The organism is Lentzea sp. NBC_00516 (assembly GCF_036346835.1).
Classification (GTDB): Bacteria; Actinomycetota; Actinomycetes; order Mycobacteriales; family Pseudonocardiaceae; genus Lentzea; species Lentzea sokolovensis.
In genome coordinates, this window is sequence record NZ_CP107840.1 from 6,063,276 (window position 1) to 6,088,974 (window position 25,699).

Below are 25,699 nucleotides of genomic sequence, written 5' to 3' on the forward strand. Positions count from 1 at the left end.
TCACGACTCCACGGACCTGATCAGGTCCTTCAGACCCTGCTCCTCCAGCAGATCCGCCGGCCGCACCGTGTGGTCGTGCCGCACGTAGTGGAAAGCGGCCCGCACCTGTTCCAGCGGCGCGCCGACCAGAGCGGCCCAAGCCAGCCGGTACGCGGCGAGCTGCACCGACAGCGCGGGCAGGGCGTCGGAGTCCGGGACGGCGCCGGTCTTCCAGTCGACGACGGTCCAGCCGTCCGGGTCGCGGTAGACGGCGTCCATGCGGCCGCGGACCGAGATGCCGTCGAACTCCGCCTCGAACGGCACCTCGACGTCGTGCGGGGTGCGGTCCGCCCAGGCGCTGGCCAGGAACGACTCCTTCAACCTCTCCAGATCCGCGTCCGGGGCCGCGTCGGCGTCGCCTGCTCCGGGGAGTTCGTCGATGTCGAGCAGGCGGGTGGCTCCGAAGCGGTTCTCCAGCCACGTGTGGAAGGCGGTGCCTCGGCGCGCCAGTGGGTTCGGCGGGAACGGGAGTGGGCGGCGCAGGCGGCGGGCCAGCAGGTCCGGGTCCTTCGCGAGCTCCACCAGTTGGGAGACCGAGAGGTGGTCCGGCAGGGCCACCTGTTCGCGGCGGTTCTGCGAGGCGGCGCGTTCGGCCAGCAGCACGTCCACGTCGCGGGCCCAGCCTTCCGGGTCCTCGTCGATCGGCATTTCCGGGTCGTCCGGGACCACGTCGTCGGGGAGTGGTTCCGGCTCTGGCGGGAAGTCGTCGTCCGGGGGCTCGTCGGTGGGCGGCGGGTAGTCCTCGTCCAGGACCTCGGCGGCGGGCTCGTCGAAGATCAGCGGCAGCGGGGCCGGTGGGGCGTTGCGCAGGGCGTCCAGAGCTGACAGGACCATCGTCGCGCCTTCGACCACGGCGTCGCGGCGCTTGCCCAAGGGGTCGGCAGGCCATTGCGAGGTCTTGACGTCTTCGGCCAGCGGGTTCGGGGTGTCCGCATCGGGTTCCGGGGTCCAGACGGAGATGTCGCCCGGCGCGGTGTCGCGTTGCAGGACCTCGTGCATCTCCTGCAGGAACACCGACGGGCCCTTCGGCTTGTCACCGGCCTCCGCCCACCAGTGGCCCGACATCAGCAGGCTGTGCTCGGCTCGCGTCACGCCCACGTAGAAGAGGCGGCGTTCCTCGACGAGGCGGCGTTCCTCGAACTCCTCCGCGTGGATCGTCAGCGCCTCGTCGACCTCCTTGCGGTTGTAGCCTGCGGACAGCTTCAGCGTGGGCAGGTCGGCCGAGTCGCCGCGCAGTGGAGCCGGGAGTTCGGTCACGGACTTGAGCCAGCACGAGGACTTCTTGCGGCCCGGGAACACGTCGCGGACCAGGTGCGGCAGCGCGACGATCCGCCACTCCAGGCCTTTCGCCGAGTGGACGGTCAGGATCTGCACCCGGTCCTCGGAGACCTCGACCTCGCCGGGTTCCAGGCCGTCTTCCGCGTGTTCGGCCGTGTAGAGGTAGTCGAGCAACGACGGGAGCGTCGCGGACGGGGAGGCGGCAGCGAAGTCCGTCACGACGTCGGAGAACGCGTCCAGGTGCGCGCGGCCGACCATGCCGGGGCGCGACATCGACTCGATGTCCAGCAGCAGCGTGCGTTCGACGTCGGCCACCAGTTCGGACAGCGGCTGGTCGAGCCTGCGCCGCAACGTCGCCAGCTCGCCGCCGAGCCGCCGGATGCGCCGGTAGCCGTCGGTGGAGTAGGCGTCGGGGTCGCCGGGATCGTCCAGGGCGTCGGCGAGGCCCGCCTGTTCGGCGTGTTCGCCGGGCAACGCGTCCGCCAGGACCAGCAGTGGATCGTCCACAACGGACTGTCGCGGTGCGACCCCCGCCAGTTCACGGGCCCGCGACCACAACGCCGCCAGGTCGACGGCCGCCAGCCGCCAGCGCGAACCGGTCAGCAGACGAGCGGCGGCGGTGCCCGCCAAGGGATCGACGAGCACTCGCAGAGCGGACACCAGGTCGCGCACCTCAGGCTCGTCCAGCAGGCCGCCGAGGCCGACGACCTCGACCGGCAGGCCGCGTTCGCGCAGGGCCGCGGCGATGGCGGCCATGTCCGAACGGCGGCGCACCAGCACGGCCGCGGTCGGCGGGGCGCCCTCGGCGTCGAGGTGCGCCTCCCACTGCGCGGCGACGTTGTCCGCCATCCAGTCGAGCTCGGCGCGGATGTCGGTGTGCAGGGCGAGCCGGACGTCACCGGCACCGGCACCCGGCCGCGCGCGCAGTTCCTCGACGTCCAGACCGGCCTCGCGCAGCGGCAACGACACGGCGTTCGCCAGTTCCAGGACCTCGGGCGGGTTGCGGAAACTGGTCAGCAGCCCGAACTTCCGCGTCGGCGGGAAGTCGTCGGCGAAGCGCGGCAGGTTCGCCGCGGACGCCCCGCGCCAGCCGTAGATGGCCTGCGCCGGGTCGCCCACCGACGTGACCGGCATCGGCTCGCCCTCACCGAACAACGACCGCAGCAGCACGCGCTGCGCGTGCCCGGTGTCCTGGTACTCGTCCAGCAGAACGGCGCCGTAGCGCTCACGTTCTCCGGTGGAAACCTCGTCGAACGAAGCCAGCTGCGCGGCCAGCGACATCTGGTCCGCGAAGTCCAAAGCGGCCTCTTTGCGCTTGCGCTGCTGGTACGCGTCCAGCAACGGCAGCATCGCGATCCGCAACCGTTGCGCCGCAACGATTTCCTTCAGCTTCTCCGGCAGTGCCTCCCGCTGGCGAGGTGCGCGCGGCGCGTTCTCGATCAACGCGCACAGCTCCAGGGCGTGCGCCTCCAACGCGTCGGGCGTCACGAGGTGCTCGCCCAGCTCACCGGCCAGCGACAACAGGTACCCGGTGACCGTCGCCGGCACCTTGTCCGTGTCCAGGTCCTTGGCCCACGTCGACACGACCCGGTGCGCGAGCTGCCACGACGCCGTCTGCGTCAGCAGCCGCACGCCGGGCTCCACCGGCAACCGGAGCCCGTGCTCGGTCACCAGGCGTCCCGCGTAGGCGTGGTACGTCAGCACGACGGGCTCGCCGGTCAGCACGGCCATCTTGCGCTCGCCGCTGGGATCGAGTTCGTCCAGCAGGGACGATCCCGCCAGCCTGCGCAGCCGGGCACGCACGCGGTCCGCGAGCTGGCGCGCGGCCTTGCGCGTGAACGTCAGGCCGAGCACGCGATCGGGCAGCACGAGCCCGTTCGCGACCAGCCACACCACGCGCGCGGCCATGGTCTCGGTCTTGCCCGCTCCGGCGCCCGCGATCACCAGCGCGGGCTGCGCGGGTGCGGCGATCACCTCGGCCTGCTCGGGTGTCGGCTTGTTCAGCCCGAGCGCCTCCGCGATCTCAAACGGGCTGACGGTCACCGGTACATCTTCCTACCCAGGCCGAACGTGTCCGCACCACCCGGGACGGTGTGTTCGCCGACAGTTCGAGAACGAGAAACGCGCAGGTCAACAGTACTTACTCACTGACCTGCCGCCCGGAGGGGTGGACCGGGCACGTCGTGCGCGCCGGGCAGCGATCGCAGTCCGCGTTCTCCCGAGCCGTGTACTGCGGCCCGAGCACGGACTCCGCGGCACCCTGCACGACCTCCAGCCACGCCCGCACGCCCTGTTCGTCCAGCGGCGCCTGGGTGCGTTCGACAGCTCCTGTCTTCTTGTCCTCCTTCGCCACGTAGAGCAGGCGGGCACCGCCTGGCTCGGTTCCGAGTCCGATGTGGGTGAAGCCGCCCAGCGACGACGCCAGCTGGTAGACGGCCAGCTGCGGGTGTTCCTGCGACGCCTCCCGCGACACCGGGCTCTTGCCGGTCTTGAGGTCGATCACGACGGGGCGGCCGTCCTCGTCGTGTTCGAGACGGTCGACCCGGCCTCGAACCTGCAACCAAGGCCCGCCGTCGCGCTTGGGCACCTCGACGACCATCTCCTCCTCGACGGCGACCTGCGTGAGCTGGCTGCGGCTCATCGTCAGCCACGCGAGGAACGTGTCGAGCATCTTCTCCACGCGCTGGCGTTCGCGGCGGGAGAACCACGGGGCGCCCGCGTCCACCGCGGCCCACGCCTCGTCCAGCTTCACCCGCAACTGCGCGGAGTCGGCTCCCGAGGCCGCGGCCTGCGCCAGCGCGTGGACCAGCGTGCCCGTGACCGAGGCGAGCTCGGCCGGGTCCTGGCCACCGTGCCGTTCCACGACCCACCGCAGTGGGCACTTCGTGATCACCTCGATGGTCGACGGCGTCACGCTGACCTTCTGATCCTCCGTCCACAGTGGAGAGTCGACGGACACCTCCGCCAGGCCGTACCAGGACTCCGGGTGCGCACCGGGCACGCCCGCCTCGGCCAGCCGGGCCAGTTGCTCGGCGGCCCGGAAACGGCGATCGACGTCCTCGGTGTCCGAACACACCACCCGGCGCAGCTCGCCGACCAGTTCGCCCAGCACCAGACCGCGCTGCGGCCGGTGCAGCTTCCGTTCGTCCTCGGCGGACGACTCGATCTCGTCCAGGAACCGCGACGGCTGCTCGTCCTCGCCCCGAACGGCGCTGATCAGCAGCTTCGACCGGGCCCGCGAGGCCGCGACCAGCAGCAGCCGGCGTTCCTCCGCCAGGATCGGTGCCACCGCCGACACCGAGGGCTCCAGCCCGGCCAGCACGTCCACCATGCGTTCGACGCCCAGCACGGTGCCGCGCAACCGCAGGTCCGGCCAGCTGCCCTCCTGCACGCCGGGCACCGCGACGACCTCCCACTCACGACCCGCCGCCGAGTGCGCCGTCAGCACGGACACCGCCTCCCCGGTCGGGGCGGAGGCGGCCAGCGTGTCGCCCACGATCCGTTGCGACTCCAGGTAGTCCGCGAACCCGGCGACGCCCGAACCCGGCAGCCGGTCGACGTACTTCGCGGCCGCCTCGAACAGCGCCACGATCGCGTCGAGGTCGCGGTCCGCCTGCATGCCCGGCATGCCGGGCCGGGCCGACTGCGCCACCCACCGGTCCTGCAGACCGGTCGCCGTCCACAGGTCCCACAGCACGACCTCGACGGACCTCCCCGCCTCGATCGCCTTGCGCGCCAACGCGAGCAGGTGCCCGATCCGCCGTGCGGGCAACGACTCCGCGTCCTCCAGCGCCGCCAGCCTGTCCGCGGTCTCCACGACCTCGACCAGCAGGTCGCCGCTCGGCCTGTCCCCGCCCGCCGCCATCTCCAGCCGCCGCAGACCACGCCGCAACCGCCGCAGTGCCAACGGATCCGCACCGCCATAAGACGACGACAGCAACATCGCCGCCGTGTCCTCGTCCAACGTTCCGGGCGCGGCCGCGGCACGAACCAAGGCGAGCAACGGACGCACGGAAGGCTGTTGTGCCAACGGCAACTCGTCCGACGCCACGGACACCGGCACACCGGCGGCGAGCAAAGCCCGTTGCAGCACCGGCAACGACAACGTCGCCGACCTCACCACCACGGCCATCTGCGACCACGGCACCTCGTCGGCCAGGTGCGAGCGCCGCAACTGGTCCGCCACCCACGTCGCCTCCTGCGCGGCCGACGCGAGCAACCGCACCTGCACGGACCCCTCGCCCTCGACCGGCTCCACCAGGCGTGACGGAGAAGCACCGGGCAGCCGGGCAGCCAGCCGGGCCACCGCGTCCCTGACCTCGGGCATCATCCGGTGCGACTGCCGCAGCACCACGGTCTCGCCGTCGACGTCCCGCAGGATCTCCGGGTCGGCGCCGCGGAACGTGAAGATCGCCTGGTCCGGATCACCGGCCAGCACGAACCGCGCGGCCTCCGACCCGAGCGAGCGGATCAGCGAGTACTGCATCGGATCGAGGTGCTGCGCGTCGTCGACCAGCAGATACCGCACGCGCCGCCGTTCACCGAACAGCAGGTCCTCGTCGTTGATGAACGCCGCGTAGGCCGACGACACCAGCTCCGCCGCGTCGTAGGCGGGGGCGTACGCCGTCGCGGAGTCCATGCCGGACAGCAGGTTCACCGCCTCGTACTGCGCCCCGAACCGCCCGGCGGCCACCCACACGTCCCGCCCGTGCTGCTCGCCGAGCTCGATCAGGTCCTCCGGCCCGAGACCGCGTTCCGCCGCCCGCAGCAGCAGATCCCGCAGCTCGTGCGCGAACCCCGGCAGCTCCAGGGCCGGCCGCAACCGCTCCGGCCATTTCAACGCGCCCAGCTCGACGTCACCGGCGAGCAGTTCGCGCACCATCGCGTCCTGATCCGGGCCGGACAGCAACCGCGGCGGCGGCTCGTCGAGCAGCACCGCCTGGTTGCGCAGCACCGCGAACGCGTAGGAGTGCACGGTCCGCACCAACGGCTCGCGAATCGCCGACAGGTGCCCCGTCAGCAGCTGTGTGATCTGCGCGCGCAACGCCACCGACGCGCGCCTGTTCGCCGTCAGCACGAGCACGTTCTCGGGATCGGCCCCGTGCTCCAGCACGACGTGCGCGGCCAGTTCGGCGAGCAGCGTCGTCTTGCCGGTGCCGGGGCCGCCGAGCACCCGGACGAAGCCCTCGTGCTCGAAGACCCGCTGGGCAGCGGCGTCCCACCGGGGACGCGGGCGCGTCTCCGGCTTCCGGCGGACCAGCTGGGGTGGAAGTGCCACGACTCGATTGCACCACGCGGCACCGACAAGATCGTCAAAGGCCGCCCGACGGGTCGGCGGCGATTTCGTCTACCTTCTTGACAGATAGTGGTGGTCTAGTCCATTTTTGAAGACGTTGTGAGCCCCCTCACTGCCAGCTCCGCCGCCCTGGACCGAGCAGTCTTTGGAGGACTGATGAAGCGGTTCCTCGTCGGCGCTGTCGCTGCCACGTGCGCGGCGATCATGCTGCCCACGACCGCACAGGCGGCCGTCAACCCCGTGCTCGCGGCCCCCTACCTCTACCAGTGGGGCGGTCAGCCCAACCCCGCCACGGTGATGCAGCAGACGGGCATCAAGTCGTTCACCCTCGCGTTCATCCTGAGTGACGGCACCTGCAACCCGAAGTGGGACGGCAGCCGTTCGCTGACCGGGTCGGACAAGACCCTGATCAACTCGATCCGCGCGGCCGGTGGTGACGCGGTGCCGTCGATCGGCGGCTGGTCCGGCAACAAGCTCGGCCAGTTCTGCAGCTCCGCGAGCGCACTGGCCGGCGCCTACCAGAAGGTGATCGACGCCTACGCGCTCAAGGCGATCGACATCGACATCGAGGCGGCCGAGTTCGAGAACAACACCACGCAGGACCGGGTGCTCGGCGCACTGAAGATCATCAAGCAGAACAACCCCGGCGTGAAGACGGTCATCACCATGCCGACCGACCGCACCGGCCCGAACTCCTGGGGCAAGCGCCTGATCACGCGAGCCAAGGAGCTCGGCGCGCCGATCGACACGTGGGCCGTCATGCCGTTCGACTGGGGCACCGGCGGCGACATGTTCGCGTACACCAAGAGCGCCGTCGACGGCCTGAAGAACCACGTCAAGTCGACGTACGGCCTCACGGACGACGCTGCGTACCGGCGCAGCGGCCTCTCGTCGATGAACGGCAAGACCGACACCGGCGAAACCGTTACCCCACAGAACTTCCGCGACATCGTGGGCTGGGCGAACTCCAAGCACCTGTCGCGCGTCTCTTTCTGGGCCGTGAACCGGGACCGCGGTAACTGCGGGGCAATGAGCTCCTCATGCAGCGGCATCAACCAGCAGACCTACGAATTCACCAAGGCCCTGGCCGGTTTCACTGGTTAGACCACGAACTCCTCCGGTGGCCGGACGTGACCCCGACCCCGTCCGGTCACCGGAGATCCAGCTTCTCCAGGAACTCACCAGGCTCACGAGCCACCCCGAAGTGGTCGCCGGTCGCGTAGTCCGCACCGGCGTCACGCCACCACGCGGCCAGTTCGGCGCTGTCGATCCCCTCCACGGCGACCGCCACGCCCCGCTCCCGCAGCAACGGCAGCAGCGCGGCAACGTACTCGGACCGGCTCTCCACCAGTCCACGCGCCACCCGGACGGCGCGCAGCGGGATGTCGGCGGCGAGCAGGCCGAAGTCCAGCGGCCCCATGCCGAAGTCGTCGATCGCCGTCAGGACGCCCATGCGCGCCAGCACCGCGACGTTGTCCGCGGCGTCGGCCCCGGCCAGCACCGCGCCGGGCATGCTGATCATCAGCTTCTCGCCGGGCATCCCGATCTGGTCGAGCGCGTCGACCACCCGTGAGACCAGGTCCGCGTCGGACGCCTGGTGCGCGGTGAGCCGCACGGCCAGCGGCTTGTCGAACTGCCCGCGCTGCCGCCACCACGTCGACTGACCGCCGGCGACCTGCAGCAGCCACCCGCCGAGCGGCAGGATCAGCCCGGTCTGCTCGGCGAGTTCAGCGCATCGGTCGTGGCCCAGCACGCCGGATCCCGGCCTGTCCCAGCTCAACTCCGCTTCGACGCCGACGGCCGAACCGTCCGTCAGCCGGACGATCGGCTGGTACCGCACGGTGATCTCACCGTTCTCCCACGCGGCCGGCATCTCCACGGCCAGCGCGTCGTCGCGGCGTTCCTCGGCGTCCTGACCGGCGTGGAACAGCTCCCACTGCCCGCGCCTGCCCTTCTTGGCCCTGCGCAACGACCGTTCCGCCGCGCGCAGCACGTCGAGCGGTTCCACGTCGCTGCCCGGCCGGTGCACGACACCCGCGCTGACCGACGCCGACACCCCGTGGCCTTCCACGAAGGTCGGTTCGAGCGCCAGGTCGTCGTTGATGCTCCTCATGATCGTGTCGATGCCCGGCGTGGTCGCGGTGTTCTCCACGAGGACGCCGAACTCGTCGCCGCCGAACCTGGCGATCATGACCTTCTCGCCCGCCAGCAACGCCTGCAGCCGTTGCGCCACGTGCTGCAGGAACCGTTCGACGACCCGGCCGCCGAAGGTGTCGCGCAGCATGCCGAACGCGTCGAGGTCGATGTGGAAGACCGTGATGCCGTGCTCGGAATCGCTCTTGCGCAGCGCGATCTCCAGCCGCGTGGTGAAGAACTGGCGATTCGGCAGCCCGGTCAGCGCGTCGTGCAGCGACTGCCGCTTGAGCTCGTTCTGCAGCAACGCCAGTTCGGTGCCGTCCTCGACCACCACGACGAAGTGCATCGGCTCGTCGTCGGCACCGCGCAGCAGCGACGCCGTCAGCGTGACCCGCGCGGACTCGCCGTCCTTGCGCAGCAACCGTTGCGACTGCCGGACGCGGTCGACGGCGCCGGCGGCGAGCTCGGTCATCGCCTCCCGCAGCATCTCGGTGAAGGCGGGCTCGATCAGGTCGAGCAGCGGCACGCCGGTGAGCTCGTCCGAGGTGTGCCCGAGGATCTGGCCGATGGCCGCGTTCACCTTCAGCAGGCGCCCGTCGAGGTCGACGATCAGCACGCCGTTGGTGGACGACGTGACCACCTCGTTGAACCGGGCCTCGCTCTCCTTGAGGTTCCAGTTCGCGTCGCGGACCGCCTTGAGCAACGAGCGCTGCATGCTCTCCTGCTGCGCGAGCACCGACTCGGCGTTGGCCGCGGTGAAGCCGGCGCCGAGCGCGCCCATCGCGAGCGCGATCCGTTCCGCGTAGCGCTGCACCGGCTGGAACTCCGGCAGCGCCAGCAGACCCTTGCCGAGCACCTCGCTCGTGCAGCGCAGCCCGAACTTCCCGAGGTGACCGAGTGTCGCCAAATCAGCGCCGACAGCCTCGATCGGGGTAGTGACGAACGGTTCTTCGTGCAGCATCGCGCACAACGCGTCCAGGCGGATGCGCAGTTCCTCGTCGAGATCTTCGCGCCCCAGCGGAATCGCCACCGCGCTGAGCAGGCGATACGACCATTTCCGGGCAAGCGTCATCCGCGCCCGCGCATTGTCCTGCGGCGAAGGCGTTACACCAGATATTCGACCCGGGTTGGACATTCGAGGACAGCCTCGCAATGACTCAGAAGGTCCCGGCAGTTTACCCACGCACAGTCGGTCACACCTCAACCGGCCGTGTGAATCAACTTCACACCATCGATAATCGTTATGGCTTCCGGCCGATACCGGCGAACGCGATCCTGTTCACCGCCGGATCGTCCGAGATGTCACCGGGACCGGCAGGTCGCCATTCGGCGTACTTGACCAGTCCGGGCTCGACCAGTTCGAAATCACCGAAGAAGCCCTCGATCTCGTCGCGGTCGCGATAGGTGACGGCGCCGCCGCCCGACTTGCTCATCCTGTCGGTCACGGCCCTGGCCTCGTCGTTGACGTGGTCGCCCGCCATGTGCGAGATCGCGAGGAAGCTCCCGCTGGGCAGGGCCTCCCGGTAGCGCTTGAGCAGGCTCTGCGGGTCCGCCTCGTTCGGCACCCAGTGCACCATGAACAGCATCAGCAGACCGACCGGCTGATCGAGGTCGAGCAGCCTGTTCAGCTCACCGCTGTTCAGGATGCTCTCCGGGTCGCGCATGTCCGCCTGCAGCACGCCGACCTGGTCGTTGCCCGCGACGATCAGGTCGCCGTGCGCGACGGCGACGGGATCACGGTCCACGTACAGGACGCGGCACTCGGGCGCCTCCTCCTGCGCGACCTCGTGCACGTTGGCCACGGTCGGGATGCCCGAGCCGATGTCCAGGAACTGCCGCACGCCCTGATCCGTCATGAAGCGCACGGCACGGCGCAGGAAGGCCCGGTTGAGCCTGGCCGCGCTGCGGGAGTGCGGCATCATCTGCTCGGCCTTGTCCCCCATGACGCGGTCGACCGCGAAGTTGTGCGCGCCCCCGAGCAGGTAGTCGTAGACCCTCGCCGCACTGGGCACGGAAACATCCACGCTCTGTGGAACCCAGTTCTGCTCGCTGGACACGCTGACCACCTCTTCAGGTTGCGGACGCACTAGCTTAGTCATGCACAAAGCGCACTCGACTACGCCACAAGTGTGAACGCAAGCCACCCGATCGGGCACTGTCACTCTGCCCCGAACGACTCATAGGGTGGCCCGATCTCTTTCCACCTCGCGAGGAGCGATGATGTCCGTCCCGGTGGCACCCGGCAGGCTGCCATTTCTCGGGCACTCGTTGCCTATGCTCAGGAAAAGATTCGCATTCACCAGGAATCTGCGAGTTCAAGGTGATCTCGTCGAAGTCCACTTAGGTCCGATGCGGGCCTATTTCGTCGCCAGCCCGAAGTTGACGCATCAGGTGCTGGTCACGGACGCGCCGAAGTTCCACAAAGGCCGGATGTACGACAAGTTCCGCGCGTTCGTCGGCAACGGACTGGCGGTGTCGAGCGGGTCCTTCCACCTGCGCCAGCGCCGGATGATGCAGCCGGCGTTCCACCGCGACCGGATCGCGGGCTACGCGACGATCATGTCCCGCGCGGCACTCGGCCTGCTGGACGGCTGGCGGCCAGGCGAGGTGCGGCAACTGGAAGCGGACATGCAGGGCCTCGCCGTCACGATCGTCGGCGAGTCGCTGTTCTCCACCGAGATCGGCAAGAAAGCGATCGCCGAGGCCCGCCGGTCGGTCTTCGTGATCATCAAGAACGGGATCCTGCGCGCGCTCTCACCGGGATTCGTCGAGAAGCTGCCCATCCCGGCCAACCGCGAGTTCGACGAGGCGATCGCCCGGATGCGCGCGATCGTGCACGAGGTCATCGAGAGCCGGCGCGACGGCAGTGATTCCAGCACCGACCACCAGGACCTCCTCACGATGTTGCTGGCCGCCAGGGATCCCGAGACCGGCGAACCGATGACCGACGAGCAGGTCTTCGACGAGGTCGTCACGCTGCTGACCGCGGGCATCGAGACCACCGCGCTGGCACTGGCCTGGATCTTCCACGAGATCGCCGCCAACCCCGAGGTCGAACAGCGGGTGCAGGCGGAGATCGACGACGTGCTGGCCGGGCGGCCAGTCACCATCGACGACGTGCCGAAGCTGACGTACATCGGCCAAGTGGCGCACGAGGTTCTGCGCAAGTACCCGCTCTGGCTCGTCATGCGCCGCACGGCCGAGGAGGTCGAGCTCGGCGGCGCTGTCCTGGCGCCGGGCACCGAGGTGATCCTCAGCCCGTACACGATGCACCACGACCCGGAGCACTTCCCGGACCCCGAGCGCTTCGACCCGGACCGCTGGACGCCCGAACGCGCCGCGTTGTTGCCGAAGGGCGCGTACGTCCCGTTCGGCGGCGGCGTCCACCAGTGCATCGGAAACCACTTCGCGCTGACCGAGATCGCCATCGTCGTGGCGACGGTCTGCTCGCGCTACCGGTTGGTCCCCGACCGGCCCGTGCGCACCACGTTCACCAATGCGGCCTACCCCAACGACCTGATGATGAAGGTCGTCCCCCGCTAGCTGGAGGTTGTTCCCCCATGCGTTTCCGCCGGCTCTGTGCCGCCGTGCTGCTCGCCGCGTTCATACCGGTACCCACGCCGGCGAGCGCCGCGCAGACAACTTGCGAGGACGTGTACACGCCCGTTCAGTTCGGGCTCATCCGGCAGACGATGTACGGCAGGCTCTGCGTTCCGCAGGGAGCCAGGACAGTCCAGGTGCTCGTGCCCGGAGGCACGTACACCGGCGGGTACTGGGACATCCCGGTGAACGGCGAGACCCGTTCGGTCACGCGGGCGATGAACGGCGCGGGCATCGCGACCATGGTCGTGGACCGGATCGGCTCCGGTAGGAGCACGAAGCCGCTCAGCATCCTGGTCGACGTCCCGAACCAGGCCGAAGCGGTGCACCAGGTCATCCAGAACCTGCGTCCGCGGTTCAGCAAGGTGCTCGTGGGCGGGCACTCGATCGGCTCGGCCATCGCGATGGCCGAGGCGGGCAGGTACCGCGACGTCGACGGCGTCCTGGTCACCGGCATGACGCACCAGTGGGACTACATCAGGGCCGTGCCCGCGCTGACCAACCTGATCCCCGCCCCGCTCGACTCGAAGCTGAGCCTGCGCGGCCTCGACGTCGGCTACCTGACCACGGTGCCGGGCAGCCGCTACACCATGTTCCACGCGCCTGGCCCGAACGTGCCCGCGGTGGTGGACCTCGACGAGGCCACGAAGGACGTCGTCTCGGCCGGCGAGTTCGTCACCACCGCCCTGATGTCCAACCTCGTGCTACCCGTGAGCGCCCTGATCAACGTGCCGGTGATGACCGTCCAGACCTCGGCCGACTACTTCTGCGGCACCCCGCCGCTCGGTGCCGACTGCTCGTCGTCGGACGCCCTGGTCAGGTCCGAGAAGCCGTTCTACCCCAAGGCACCGCGAGTGGACGGCTTCGTCGTCAACGGGTACGGGCACGTCTTCAACTTCGACACCAACACCGCCGTGCGCTACCACAACGCCGTGGTCGCGTGGCAGCGCACGATCTAGCTCAGCTTTCGCAGGAACTCTCCCGCGTCGAGCGGGGAACCGAGGTGGGCGCCGTTCGCGAGATCGGCGCCCATTTCCGTCCACCACTGGGCCTGCTCGGCGGTCTCGATGCCGTCGACGCAGATCTTCACGCCGAGTTCGCGCACGGCCGGGATCAGTGCGGCGGAACGAGGATCCTGCCGCCGCACCAGATCTTGCGGCACGAGCACGGACACCACGGGCAGTTCCGAGAGCCAGGCGAGGTCGCGCGGCCCGAGCCCGAAGTCGTCGAGCGCGATCCGCACTCCCATGTCCGCCAGCGTGCTCAGGCTGTCCGCGGCGTCGGCCACGCCCAGCACGCCGACCGGCATGCTCAGGGTCATCCTGCCGCGCGGCATACCGGTCTCCTCCAGCACCTTCGCCACCCGTGACACCAGGTCCGCGTCGGTCGACTGGTGGTGCGTGAGCCGCACGCCGAACTGCTGGTCGAGCTCGCCGCGCTGGCGCCACCACTGCGCCTGGCCGGCCGCGATCCTGATCAGCCACTCGCCCATCGGCAGGATGAGCCCGCTGTCGTCGGCGAGTGCGGCGCAGCGGTCGGACAGGTCCCAGTGCAGCAAGGCTTCGACGCCGGCCAGGTCGCCGGTCGCCAGCTCGCGCACGGGCCGGTAGACCACGCCGATGTCGCCCTGTTCCCAAGCTCCTGGCATCACCACGGCCAGTGCGGCGTCGCGCCGTCCGTCCGCGTCCTCGCTGGTGTGGAACAACTCCCACTGCCCGCGGCGGTCGCGCTTGGCCTGCCGCAACGCCAGATCGGCCGTGCGCAGCAGTTCCACCGGGTCGACGTCGGGCAACGGCCGGTGCACGACGCCGGCGCTCACCGACACCGCCAGGCCGTGACCGTCCACATAGGTCGGTTCGCCCAGGTCGGCGTTGATGGCCGCCATCGTGGTCGCGATGTCCGGTGTCAGAGCGGTGTTCTCCACGACGACGCCGAACTCGTCGCCGTCGAACCGCGCGATCATGGTCTGCTCGTGCGACAGCACGGCCCGCAGCCTGCGTGAGACGTGCTGGAGCAGGTGTTCGCCGACCCGTGCGCCGAGGCTGTTGCAGACCAGGCCGAACGCGTCGAGGTCGAGGTGGAGGATCGTCACACCGAACTCGGGATCGGCCCTGCGCAGCACGGTTTCCAGGTGGGTGGTGAAGAACTGCCGGTTCGGCAGGCCCGTCAGCACGTCGTGCAGCGACTGGCGGCGCAGTTCTCCCTGCAGCAGCGCCAGTTCCGTGTCGTCGTCCGCCATCACCAGGACGTGGCTGGGCTTGCCCTCGTCGTCCCGCAGCAGCGATGCCGTGAGCGTCACCTTGGCGAACTCGCCGTCACCGCGCACGAGGTGCATCGGTTCCCGCTCGAACTCGTCGCGTTCGGACAGAACACGTTCCATCATCTCGCGGAACACGATGATCGACGTCGGCGCGATGAGCTCGACGAGACGGGTGCCCGGCTCCGGCGGACGTCCGATGATCACCGCGATCGAGTCGTTGCCCCACGCGAGGCGCCCGTCGAGGCCGACGATCAGGACGCCGTTGGTGGACGAGGACGCGATGCCCTCGAACTTCGCCTCGCTCTGGCGCTGGTCCCGTTGCGCGTCATGGGCGGCCTTGAGCAGCGAACGCTGCATGCTCTCCTGCTGGTCCAGGATCAAGCGTGCTCGCGCCGCGGTGAAGCCGCACGTCAGCGCACCGATGCCGCCAACGACGCGGACGGTGTGCTGGTCGCTCGCGGCGAACTCCTCCAGCGCCAGCAAGCCTTTGCCGAGGACGTCGACGGTGCGCTTGAGGCCGGGCTCGTTCACGTAACCGAGAGCGACGAGCCGCTCGCCCATCTCCTCGAACGGAGCGGGGTCGAACGGTTCGCTGTGCAGCGCCGCGCACAATGCGTCGAGCTGGGCGCCCAGTTCGGCGTCCAGCTCCTCCCTGCTCAGCGCGACTACTACGACGCTGCTGAGCAGGTAGCTCCACTTGCGCGACAAGGCTTCTCGCGCTCGGACGGCGGCGGGCTCCGTTGGCGGAGCGGCATCGGGTCTTCGGCTTGGATTCGTCATTCCCGTTGCCCTGTATGGGTTGGAGAGTGTCCGGCAGTTTACCCACCGGCAGTCGGCGCCCATTGCGCCAACCGTGTGATCCTCCGACACTACAGCGTGGTTTCAGTCCTTACGACCGACCCCAGCGTACAAGAACATGTTCATCGACGCCTCGTCGGCGAAATCCCCAGGTCCGTCCGGGCGCCACTCCCCGCAGCCGACCAGACCGGGCTCTACCAGCGAAAACCCGTCGAACAACGCGCTGACCTGCGCGTGCGTGCGCATGTGCATCTGGTCGGCGCTCTTGCTGCGGTTCACCACCGCGGCGGCCTGGTCGACGTTGTCGTCGATCTGGTCCCTCGCCACGTGCGTCATCACCAGGAAGCTGCCGGCGGGCAGCGCGTCGCGGTAGTGGGCGACGAGCTTCTCCGGGCCGTCCTCGTCGGGCACCCAGTGCATCATGAGCAGCATCAACAGGCCGACAGGTTCGTCGAAGCGCAGCAACTGCTTCACCCTGGGGCTCGACAGCACCACCTCCGGGTCGCGCATGTCGGCGTGCACGATGGCGGCGTTCTCGTTGTCAGACAACATCAATTGACTGTGTGCGACGGCGACCGGGTCCTTGTCGACGTAGACGACGCGCGCGGCCGGGTCTCGTTCCTGCGCGACCTCGTGCACGTTCGCGACGGTCGGGATGCCGGAGCCGATGTCGAGGAACTGGCGAACCCCCTGGTCCATCAGGAAGTTCACCGCGCGGCCGAGGAACCGCCGGTTGAGTCTGGCGACGCTGGGCAGTCCTGGCACCAGCTTCTCGATCTGCGCGCCGACCTGCCGGTCAGCGGCGAAGTTGTGGGCGCCACCGAGGATGTAGTCGTAGACGCGGGCCATGCTCGGGACGTTCGTGTCGATGCCGAGCGGTACCCAGTTCTGGGTTTCTGCCACGGGGAACACCTCTTCGGTCTTTCGTGGCGGATCGGGGATGACGCACGAGCTTAGTCACCCGAGCGGCGTCCGCACTGAACCATCAGAGTGATGACGAACCACCCGTTCAGGCACTGTCGTCTTCCCCCAAACGGCTCCTAGGGTGGTCCGTCCCCATTCGGCCCAACTCCTCAGGAGTCCGAATGCCCGTCCCGGTGGCTCCTCGCCGCTGGCCGCTGCTCGGGCACACCCCGTCCATGCTCGCCCACCGCGCCAAGTTCACCGACGCGTTGCACGAACACGGCGACGTGGTGCGTCTCGACCTCGGCCCACTGCACGCGCACTTCGTCACGAGTCCTTCGCTGACTCACGAAGTGCTGGTGTCGCAAGGATCGAAGTTCCGCAAGGGCGCCATGTTCGACAAGTTCCAGCCGTATCTCGGAACGGGCCTGCTGCTGTCGAACGGCGAGTACCACCTGCGCCAGCGCCGGATGATGCAGCCGGCCTTCCATCGGGAACGGATTGAAGCGTATGCCTCGACGATGGCTCGTGCTGCTGCTTCGCTGGCTGCGCGCTGGCAGCCGGGCGAGATCCGCACCATCGAGAACGACATGCAGGAGCTCGCGGTCACCATCGTCGGCGAGACGCTCTTCTCGACGGAGATCGGCAAACGCGCGGTCGCGGAGGTCCGCCGGTCCATCTTCACGGTCATCCAGCAAGGCATGATCCGCGCGCTGTCCCCCACGTTCGTCGAGAAACTCCCGCTGCCGGGCAACAGGGAGTTCGACGCGGCCATCGCCCGCATGAAAGCCGTTGTGCTGCAGGTGATCGAGAGCTGGCGCGCGGACGGCACCGACAACGGCGACGTCCTCTCCATGCTGCTGCTCGCCGAAGAGGACGGCACCCGCATGACCGACCAGCAGACCTACGACGAGGTCCTGACCCTGCTGACCGCGGGCATCGAGACCACCGCGATCGCCCTGGCCTGGGCCTTGTACGAGGTCGGCAACGACCCGGAGATCGAACGCCGCCTGCACCAGGAGATCGACGCGGTAGTGGGCGACCGCCCGGTGACTTACGCCGACGTCCAGTCTCTGCACTACACGGCCCAGATCGTGCAGGAAACGCTGCGCAAGTACCCGATCTGGTTCGTGATGCGCCGAACGCTGACCGGCGTCCAACTCGGCGACGTGTCGTTACCCGCAGGCGCCGAGGTGATCGTCAGCCCGCACGCGCTGCACCACGACGAGCGCTACTTCCCTTCCCCGGAACGCTTCTGGCCCGACCGCTGGACTCCGGAGTTCGCCGCCGCCCTCCCCCGCGGCGCGTTCATCCCGTTCGGCGGCGGCAACCGCCAGTGCCTCGGCAACACCTTCGCCCAGACCGAGATCGTCATCACCCTCGCGACCATCGCGGCACGCTGGCGACTGGTCCCGACCCGTCCGGCGCGCGTGAAGTTCACGTCCGCGCCGTACCCGAACGGCCTGCTCATGAAAGCCGTCCCCCGCAACTAGCCGGAAGGTAGTTCTCCCATGCGTTTCCGCAGGCTCACCGCCGCGGCTCTGCTCGCCACCGCAACCCTGTTAGTCCCGCTCCAGGCCAACGCCGCCACGTCCTGCCAGGACGTCGCCTATCCCGTGCGAATCGGCCTCACCCCACTGGTGACCTCGCAGGAGACAGTGGCGGGCAGGCTCTGCGTCCCGGCCGGCGCCACCACCGTGCAGGTCCTGATCCCGGGCGGCACCTACGACCGCACCTACTGGGACGTCGGCTTCGAACCGTCGACCCACTCGTTCACGCGGTCCCAGAACAACGCGGGCTTCGCCACCCTCGCCCTGGACCGCATCGGCACGGGCAAGAGCTCCAAGCCCCTCAGCGCCTTCGTGACGGCCTCGACCCAGGCCAGCGCCGTCCACCAGGTCATCTCCACCCTGAAACCCCGCTTCACCAAGGTGATCGTCGCGGGCCACTCCATCGGCTCCGCGATGGCGATGATCGAAGCAGGCACGAACCGCGACGTGGACGGCGTCCTGGTCACCGGCTTCACGCACAAGATGAACTACATAACCGTCGTACCGGTGCTCGCCAACATGTTCCCGGCGGGCCTGGACCTCGGCTACCTCACCACGATGCCGGACACCCGCTACAACTCGTTCCACAAACCGGGCCCACTGATCCCGGGCTCGATCTTGTTCGACGAGGCCACCAAGGACGTCTTCGCCGCAACCGAGGCCGTGGACACCATCCTGCTCAACACGGTCATCATCCCGATCTCACGCAGGATCAACGTCCCGGTCCTCATCGTCGTCGGCAACGACACCCACTTCTGCAGCTCCGGCATCCCCCTGATGGGCAGCGACTGCTCCTCCCCAGCCGCTCTGAAGGCAGATGAGGCCCCGTTCTTCCCAGCAGTCCCCCGCCTCGACACCTACGTCCTCAACGGCTACGGCCACTCCATCAACTACGCCCCGAACGCCCCGGACTACCACGCCGCCGTGGCCAACTGGTCCAAGGGCATCTAGCTAGAATCACCGCATGGACGAAGAGATCCACGAGCGAGTCCGCGAGTTCATCAAGGCAATCCCACGCGGACGAGTCGCCACGTACGGCGACATCTCAGATCTCGCAAAGGCGCCGTCGCCACGGCTGGTGGGCCGCATCCTCAACGAGGACGGCCACGACCTGCCGTGGCAACGCGTGCTCAAGGCAGACGGCACCTGCGCCCCGCACCTCCGCGACACGCAACTCCAAATGCTGCACGAGGAGGGCGTCCCGAACCTCGACGGCAAGGTGAACCTGCGGGAGTACCGCTGGGAGGACGCCCGCAAGGAGGAGCCCGAGGTACCGGGCCTCTGGTAGAGCCCTGCAAGGCACGGCCTACGGAACCACTCTCGCAAGGTGACGCAAGCACGGCAGGCGCCCCCTCCGCTGAAACGCGACGAGCCAACGCAAGCCGACCCGCACGGCCAAGCCCGCCAACGCAAAACGACCCGCGCGGTGCCAACAGGCGCGGCCCCCACAAAGCAACCACGTACGAGACCTGGCGTGGCGATGCGAAGCGAGCCGTCTGAACCTGATGCCTGCATGGGTAGCGGTGCACCCCGCTCATGGCGATTGGGGCTTGACCTTGAGGGGCTGGGTGCCACCCTGTCGGGGCTCGGCCGGGGCGCTTTTCACCCCGGCTTTTGAGGCCGACTACGCGCCCAGCTAGAGGCTCAAGGTCAAGCCCCAATCGCAACCCCGCACTTCGTCACGACCTGATGGACCACGCTCGCAAGGTGCCCACTCGCACGGAACGCGACCAACCCCGCTGGAACGCAACGGCCCGCACGCAACTAGACCCGCACGGCAACGCCCGCAAGCGAAACTCAACCCCTGTCAAACCGTCCAATGGAACAGTTCCATTGAGGCCGTTCCCGACCACCCCTCATGCTGTTCGCAGCAAAACCGCCCGAGCCTCGTAGTACTTGCGCAGCAAAGCATCGACCACAAGAGGATGCGCCCCGACCGGTTCGGAGACCACATCCGCACCGCACTCGGCGAGCGACCCGTGGAATGCCCCAGGTGCCAAGAGCCACGAGGCAACGGCCACGCGGCGCCCCCGCAGCCCGGCGACGACATCGGGCACGCGGGGCGTCGCGGTCGCCACATACCCGACGGCAGCCGCCCCGATCAACGCAGCCGCGGCACGCACGGTCGCCAACGCCCGCGAATCAGACGATCCCGCCGCGGCGAGCACAACTGCGTCGCCGCGGCGGACACCTGCCTCCCGCAACCGATCGCGCACAGCCGGCACCGCGTCCAGCCCCAACGGCGACGTCAGCACCACCCCAGGCCGCCGCCCGATCTGCGCGGGGATGTCAACCCGAACGTGATACCCAGCAGCCAAGAACACCGGCACCACAACACAGGGTCCGTCCACAACGGACCGAACGTCCGGCTGCACCACGTCCGCGAACGCAACCTCCACAGGAACGTCCACCGAAGGACGGACCAAGGCAGCGATCTCCGAACACACCGCAATCCCACGCGGATCACGCGTCCCATGAAACGCCAGCACAAGTTTCACGCGGGCTCCATCGCAAGCCGGTAACCACGCTTCACCACAGTGCACACCATCTGCGGCGACCCCAATGCGGTCCGCAGCCGCCCAATAGCAGTCTCCACAGCATGCTCCTCACCACCAGAAGGCAGAGCAGCCAACAAGTCCTGCCGAGACACCACCCGCCCGCGAGCGGCGACCAAGGTCCGCAACACAGCCATCGGCGCCGGAGCAACGGGCCGAAGCTCGCCATCGATCACCACGGCCTGAGCCCGCATCTCCATGTCCATGGAAGCGATCCGCAGCCGCAACGCCCGCGAAGGCAACTCCAGAGCCAGCTCCCGGACCATCGACCCGATCCGAGACCGAGCAGGCTGCACGACAGGAATCCCGGCGGCCACCAACGGCCCAGCGGTGATCGCGCCAACGCCGACCACAAGAACATCCCGGCGCAGGCAGGAGACCAGAGCACCGTAGTCGGGAGCCGTCCGCAGAACAGAGGAAGCCGCAGGCGCCGAGGTGAACGTCAAAGCATCCACCTGCCCCGCCATCACAGCCTCGATCAACCGCTGCAACGGACCGAGATCAGCCGGAGGTTCCCACCGATAAACCGGAATCTCGACGACTTCGGCCCCGGCAGCCGCCAAGGTGTTCACAAAATCCGGCAACGGCTCACCGTGCAGCTGAACGGCGACGCGCTTGCCGGACACGCCCATCCGCAACAGGTACTGCAACAACTCAGCGTTCGACTCGGAGGACGGCGACCAGGCCTCGACCAGTCCGGCCGCCCGAACCGCACCCTTGGCCTTGGGGCCGCGAGGCAACACCACAGCGCCTTCCAGCGCACGGTGCAACCGACCAGCCAGCCCCCACCCCTCAGCAGCCTCGAACCATCCTCGGAACCCGATAGCCGTAGTGGCGACAACAACATCGACAGGCGACGCCACGAGCTCCAACGTCGCCGCGTGCAGGGTCGCGTCATCAGGCAGAGGCACGATCCGCAAGGCAGGCCCGTGCAACACCGAAGCACCCTTGCGCTCCAGCATCGCGATGAGCTCATCGGCACGACGAGCCGCCGTGACGCCGATGGTGAAGCCCGCCAAAGGCCCCGTCATGTCAGCTCCACGACGCCGTCGCGCACTCGCACTTCATGCACGGCAACGGAAACGGAAGGCTGGTCCAGGCACTTGCCGGTCGCCAGCTCGAACGCCTGCTTGTAGACCGGCGACACCACGACGGGAACGCCACCGCGGTCGCCCACGATGCCCCGTGACAACACTGCGGCCCCGCTGAACGGGTCGATGTTGTCCAACGCGTGCACGGAGCCATCAGCGGTCAGGAACACCGCCACCTGAGAGCCGTCCGGCAGCAACGCCGCGACACCCTGCTCCGGACGCAACACACCAAAGTCACAGACGATCACCTGACGACCTCCGGGATGCCGAGTTGGACGGGGACGCGCTGACCACGCTCGGAACGGAACTCGATCGTGGGATCAGGAGTGCCGGGCGCGTTGACGAACGACGTGAAGCGGGCGAGCTTCTCCGGGTCCTCGAGCACCCCGCGCCACTCGTCGGCGTAGTCGGAGACGTGCTCCGCCATCGCCGCTTCCAGCTCCTCGCAGATGCCGAGCTTGTCGTCGACGACGACCTCGCGCAGATGGTCGAGCCCGCCGTCGAGCCCCTCCAGCCACACCGAGGTGCGCTGCAGCCGGTCCGCCGTGCGAATGTAGAACATCAGGAACCGGTCGATGATCCGAATCAGCTCCGCCGTGTCCACATCGGACACCAGCAGGTCCGCGTGCCGGGGTGTGAAGCCACCGTTGCCGCCGACGTAGAGGTTCCAGCCGTTCTCGGTGGCGATCACACCGAAGTCCTTGCTGCGGGCTTCGGCGCACTCGCGGGCGCACCCGGAGACGGCCGACTTGAGCTTGTGCGGCGACCGCAACCCGCGATAGCGCAACTCCAGTTCGATCGCGAGACCGACGGAATCCTGCACGCCGTAGCGGCACCAGGTCGTGCCGACGCAGGACTTCACCGTGCGCAACGCCTTGCCGTACGCGTGCCCGGACTCGAAGCCCGCGTCCACCAACCGGCGCCAGATCAACGGCAGCTGGTCGACGGTCGCGCCGAACAGGTCGATGCGCTGGCCGCCGGTGATCTTCGTGTAGAGCCCGTAGTCGCGCGCCACCTCGCCGATGACGATCAGCTTCTCCGGCGTGATCTCGCCGCCGGGGATGCGCGGCACGACCGAGTACGTGCCGTTGCGCTGCAGGTTCGCCAGGAACTTGTCATTGGTGTCCTGCAACGAGACCTGAGCCTCGCCCAGGATGTGTCCGTTGTTCAGCGACGCCAGGATCGACGCCACCGCCGGCTTGCAGATGTCGCAGCCACGGCCGCTGCCGTGCTTGGCGACCAGGTCGCTGAAGGTGGTGATCCGGGTGGCACGGACGATCTCGAACAGCTCCGCCCGCGAGTGCGTGAAGTGCTCGCACAGCGCTTTGGACTGCTCGACACCGCAGTCGGTCAGCAGCTTCTTGAGCATCGGCACGCACGAGCCACAACCCGTGCCCGCCTTGGTGCACGCCTTGAGCTCCGCGACATCGCAGGCGACACCGGACTGAATCGCGTCGGTGATCGTCTGTTTGGTCACCGCGTGACACGAGCAAACCTGCGCATCCGCGGGCATCTCGACGTCGACAGCCCCGCCCGGCTGCAGCAGTGCCGCCGGAACTTCCTTGCCCACCAACGGCCGCAGCGACAGGTAGGACGACGCGTCACCGACGAGCACGCCACCCAGCAGGGTCTTGGCGTCGTCCGACACCACGAGCTTGCTGTAGGTGCCGGCGACCGCGTTGTTGACCACGACCTCCAGCGCGCCCTCGGTCTGGGCGTGCGCGTCACCGAACGACGCCACGTCCACCCCGAGCAGCTTCAGCTTCGTCGACAGGTCCGCACCGGGGAACACCCTGGAGCCGCCGCCGAGCTGGTCCGCGACGGCCTCCGCCATCGCGTAGCCGGGAGCCACGAGCCCGTACGCCACACCGTCGACCGCGGCGCACTCGCCGATCGCGAACACCCGCGGATCGGCGGTCCGGCAGGCGGCGTCGACGAGGTAGCCGCCGCGCGGCCCCAGCTCCAGTCCCAGCTCCAGATCGGTGCGCGGCCGGATGCCCGCGCTGAACACCACGACGTCGAGGTCCAGCTCGACACCGTTGGCCAGCTTGGCGATCAACCGCGTGCCGTCGCGTTCGATCGAGGAGGCCGAAGTGCCGGTGTGCACGGTCAGGTCGAGCTTCTCGACCAGCCGCTTCAGCAGCCCGGCACCGCCCTCGTCGACCTGGATCGGCATCAGCCGCGGCGCCATCTCCACGACGTGCGGCGAGACTCCCATGCCGCGCAACGCGTTGGCCGCTTCGAGCCCGAGCAGGCCACCGCCGAGCACCATGCCGGAGTGCCGTCCGGGCCGGTCGGCGGCCTCGATCGTCGCCCGGATGTCGTCCAGGTCGTCCACCGTCCTGTACACGTGGCAACCGGGCAGGTCGCGCCCCGGAACGGGCGGCACGAACGGCACCGAACCGGTGGCCAGCACCAACGCGTCGTACGTGACCTCGACACCGGACGCACCGACCACGACACGACGTTCCCGGTCGACGGACACGACCTTCTCGCCGAGCCGGATCTCACAGCCGCTCAGCGGCGTGAGCTCCAGATCGGCGAAGTTCCAGCTGTCCACATAGGACGACAACGCGACGCGGTCATAGGCGGGGCGGGTCTCCTCACCGAAGACCACGATCCGCCACGAAGAGTCACGGAGGATCTCAACGAGCCGGTGGCCGACCATGCCGTTGCCGATCACGACCAGGGTCTGGGTCATCGGGCATCCCTCCTTCGCCCGGTATGCTCACCGGGCGGCGTGTCATCCCAAGGTCCGCAGCATTTCGCGGTTGTTAAAGGAAACTCTCTTCGCAGTTCAGCGAGGTGTGCGTCACACGCCGGCGTAGGCGAGCGAGGGACGCGCCGCGAACACGTTGCGCCGCAGGTAGAACCACCACGTGGTGCCGACGCAGAGCCCGTAGAAGACCAGGAACGCGGTCAGCGCGGGAGTCAGGCTCTTCGAGGACCCTTCGAGCGAGAACTTGAAGACGAGGTTCACCAGCACGCCACCGGCCGCGCCGATCGCACCCGCGATGCCGACGACGGCGGCGGCCTGGCGCTTCGCGGACTTGTCGTCGTCGGACTGGGTGCGGAAGATCGCCGGGATCATCCGGTAGGTCGAGCCGTTGCCCACTCCGGCCAGCACGAACAGCGCGATGAACGAACCGAAGAACAGCGCGAAGTTCCGCGTGTCGACGCTGAGGATCACACCGACCGTGCCCACCCCGAGCCCGACGAACGTGCCCAGCGTCACCTTCGCGCCGCCGATCCGGTCCGCGAGCCAGCCACCGAGCGGCCGGGCCACCGAGCCGATCAACGCGCCGAGGAACGCGAGCGCCACCCAGCCCTTGTAGTCCACGAAACTGATCTTGATCAGCGACGGGAACGCGAACGAGAACCCGATGAACGACCCGAAGGTGCCGATGTAGAGGAACGACATCACCCAGGTGTGCGGGTTGGACAGAGCGAGCTTGTAGGACTGCCCGTCCGGCTTGGCCTGGGTGAGGCTGTCCATGAAGAACCACGCGCAGGCCGTGGCCACCACGATGAACGGCATCCAGATCAGCGCCGCGTAGGCGAGGTGGATCCCGGTCCCGATGGTGATCACGATCGGCACGACGAGCTGCGTGATCGCGACACCGAGGTTGCCGCCGGCCGCGTTCAGGCCGAGCGCCAGGCCCTTCTTGCCCTCGGGGTAGAAGAACGAGATGTTCGCCATCGACGACGAGAAGTTGCCGCCACCGAGGCCCATCGCGGCCGAGGTGAGCAGGAAGAACCAGTAGGGCGTGCCCGGCGTCGCCACGGCGTAGGCCAGCATCGTGCACGGGATCAGCAGCAACCCGGCGCTGATAGTCGTCCACACCCGGCCACCGAAGCGCGGCACCGCGAACGTGTACGGCACCCGCAGCGCGGCACCCACCAGGTTCGGCACGATCAGCAGCCAGAACTGCTGGCCGACGCTGAAGGCGAAGCCGACGGAGCCGAGGCTCACGACGACGATGCTCATCAGCACCCAGACGCTGAACCCGAGGTTCTCCGCGAGAATGGAGAACACGAGGTTCTTGCGGGCGATCCGCTTGCCCCTGCTCTCCCAGAACTCGGGCTTCTCCGGCTCCCAGTGGTCGATCCAGCTCATTGAAGTCCTCCGCGGGGTCGGCGTTGCCGGGAAACCTAGGAAACGCGCATTACCAGGGCGCTCTGGCCGATGACGG

Annotated in this window: 17 protein-coding genes; 6 read left to right on the plus strand and 11 right to left on the minus strand. The window is 68.6% G+C overall.

All coding sequences use genetic code 11. From position 1 onward, the window contains the following. Nucleotides 1-3,360: an ATP-dependent helicase gene (locus OG205_RS27200; RefSeq protein ID WP_330270875.1), complete on the minus strand. Its 3,360-nt coding sequence runs from the start codon at nt 3,358-3,360 to the stop codon at nt 1-3. A gap of 97 nt (nt 3,361-3,457) precedes the next feature. Further along, a complete protein-coding gene (locus OG205_RS27205) occupies nt 3,458-6,595 on the minus strand; it encodes an ATP-dependent helicase (protein WP_330270876.1) in 3,138 nt (1,045 codons plus the stop codon). Between the two features lie 174 nt (nt 6,596-6,769). On the opposite strand from OG205_RS27205, the gene OG205_RS27210 reads away from it, so the two are divergent. Further along, on the plus strand, nt 6,770-7,717 hold the full coding sequence (locus OG205_RS27210; protein WP_330270877.1) for a chitinase: 948 nt from the start codon (nt 6,770-6,772) through the stop codon (nt 7,715-7,717). A 46-nt stretch (nt 7,718-7,763) separates the two neighbouring features. On the opposite strand, the gene OG205_RS27215 is transcribed toward OG205_RS27210, so the two are convergent. Further along, nucleotides 7,764-9,779 carry a putative bifunctional diguanylate cyclase/phosphodiesterase gene (locus tag OG205_RS27215; RefSeq protein WP_330270878.1) on the minus strand — a complete coding sequence of 672 codons (2,016 nt, stop codon included), beginning with the start codon at nt 9,777-9,779 and terminating at the stop codon, nt 7,764-7,766. A gap of 211 nt (nt 9,780-9,990) precedes the next feature. Beyond that, nucleotides 9,991-10,806, minus strand: coding sequence for an SAM-dependent methyltransferase (locus tag OG205_RS27220; RefSeq protein ID WP_330270879.1), 816 nt, complete (start codon nt 10,804-10,806; stop codon nt 9,991-9,993). 163 nt (nt 10,807-10,969) lie between these two features. Here OG205_RS27220 and OG205_RS27225 point away from each other — a divergent pair, with 163 nt between their 5' ends. Beyond that, on the plus strand, nt 10,970-12,292 hold the full coding sequence (locus OG205_RS27225; protein ID WP_330270880.1) for a cytochrome P450: 1,323 nt from the start codon (nt 10,970-10,972) through the stop codon (nt 12,290-12,292). 17 nt (nt 12,293-12,309) lie between these two features. Further along, nucleotides 12,310-13,308, plus strand: a complete 999-nt coding sequence (locus OG205_RS27230; RefSeq protein ID WP_330270881.1) for an alpha/beta hydrolase — start codon at nt 12,310-12,312, stop codon at nt 13,306-13,308. Here OG205_RS27230 and OG205_RS27235 read toward each other — a convergent pair. Together OG205_RS27235 and OG205_RS27240 are read right to left on the minus strand one after the other, a co-directional pair. Beyond that, nucleotides 13,305-15,317 (minus strand): putative bifunctional diguanylate cyclase/phosphodiesterase, encoded by a 2,013-nt coding sequence (locus OG205_RS27235; protein WP_330270882.1) that lies wholly within the window; start codon nt 15,315-15,317, stop codon nt 13,305-13,307. The genes OG205_RS27230 and OG205_RS27235 overlap by 4 nt on opposite strands. A gap of 174 nt (nt 15,318-15,491) precedes the next feature. Then, the gene (locus OG205_RS27240) at nt 15,492-16,310 is read right to left on the minus strand and encodes an SAM-dependent methyltransferase (RefSeq protein WP_330270883.1); all 819 of its coding nucleotides are present in this window, start codon (nt 16,308-16,310) and stop codon (nt 15,492-15,494) included. Nucleotides 16,311-16,492: 182 nt separating this feature from the next. On the opposite strand from OG205_RS27240, the gene OG205_RS27245 reads away from it, so the two are divergent. The 3 genes from OG205_RS27245 to OG205_RS27255 are packed head-to-tail and all read left to right on the plus strand — an operon-like array spanning nt 16,493 to nt 19,148. Then, nucleotides 16,493-17,803 carry a cytochrome P450 gene (locus OG205_RS27245; RefSeq protein ID WP_330270884.1) on the plus strand — a complete coding sequence of 437 codons (1,311 nt, stop codon included), beginning with the start codon at nt 16,493-16,495 and terminating at the stop codon, nt 17,801-17,803. Nucleotides 17,804-17,821: 18 nt separating this feature from the next. Continuing rightward, nucleotides 17,822-18,811 carry an alpha/beta hydrolase gene (locus tag OG205_RS27250; RefSeq protein WP_330270885.1) on the plus strand — a complete coding sequence of 330 codons (990 nt, stop codon included), beginning with the start codon at nt 17,822-17,824 and terminating at the stop codon, nt 18,809-18,811. 13 nt (nt 18,812-18,824) lie between these two features. Then, the gene (locus tag OG205_RS27255; protein ID WP_330270886.1) at nt 18,825-19,148 is read left to right on the plus strand and encodes an MGMT family protein; all 324 of its coding nucleotides are present in this window, start codon (nt 18,825-18,827) and stop codon (nt 19,146-19,148) included. A 568-nt stretch (nt 19,149-19,716) separates the two neighbouring features. Here the strand turns inward: OG205_RS27255 and OG205_RS27260 are convergent. From OG205_RS27260 to OG205_RS27280, 5 genes are all read right to left on the minus strand, one after another. Then, nucleotides 19,717-20,403: a sirohydrochlorin chelatase gene (locus OG205_RS27260; protein ID WP_330270887.1), complete on the minus strand. Its 687-nt coding sequence runs from the start codon at nt 20,401-20,403 to the stop codon at nt 19,717-19,719. Beyond that, on the minus strand, nt 20,355-21,446 hold the full coding sequence (locus OG205_RS27265; protein WP_330270888.1) for a uroporphyrinogen-III synthase: 1,092 nt from the start codon (nt 21,444-21,446) through the stop codon (nt 20,355-20,357). The genes OG205_RS27260 and OG205_RS27265 overlap by 49 nt, the downstream gene beginning before the upstream one ends. Then, nucleotides 21,443-21,754, minus strand: a complete 312-nt coding sequence (gene nirD, locus OG205_RS27270; protein ID WP_319980150.1) for a nitrite reductase small subunit NirD — start codon at nt 21,752-21,754, stop codon at nt 21,443-21,445. The genes OG205_RS27265 and nirD overlap by 4 nt, the downstream gene beginning before the upstream one ends. Then, complete coding sequence (gene nirB / locus OG205_RS27275; protein ID WP_330270889.1) at nt 21,751-24,207, minus strand: nitrite reductase large subunit NirB; 2,457 nt, start codon at nt 24,205-24,207, stop codon at nt 21,751-21,753. Before nirB ends, nirD begins: the two co-directional genes overlap by 4 nt. A 111-nt stretch (nt 24,208-24,318) precedes the next feature. Further along, the gene (locus OG205_RS27280; protein WP_330270890.1) at nt 24,319-25,623 is read right to left on the minus strand and encodes a nitrate/nitrite transporter; all 1,305 of its coding nucleotides are present in this window, start codon (nt 25,621-25,623) and stop codon (nt 24,319-24,321) included. Nucleotides 25,624-25,699 lie beyond the last annotated feature (76 nt).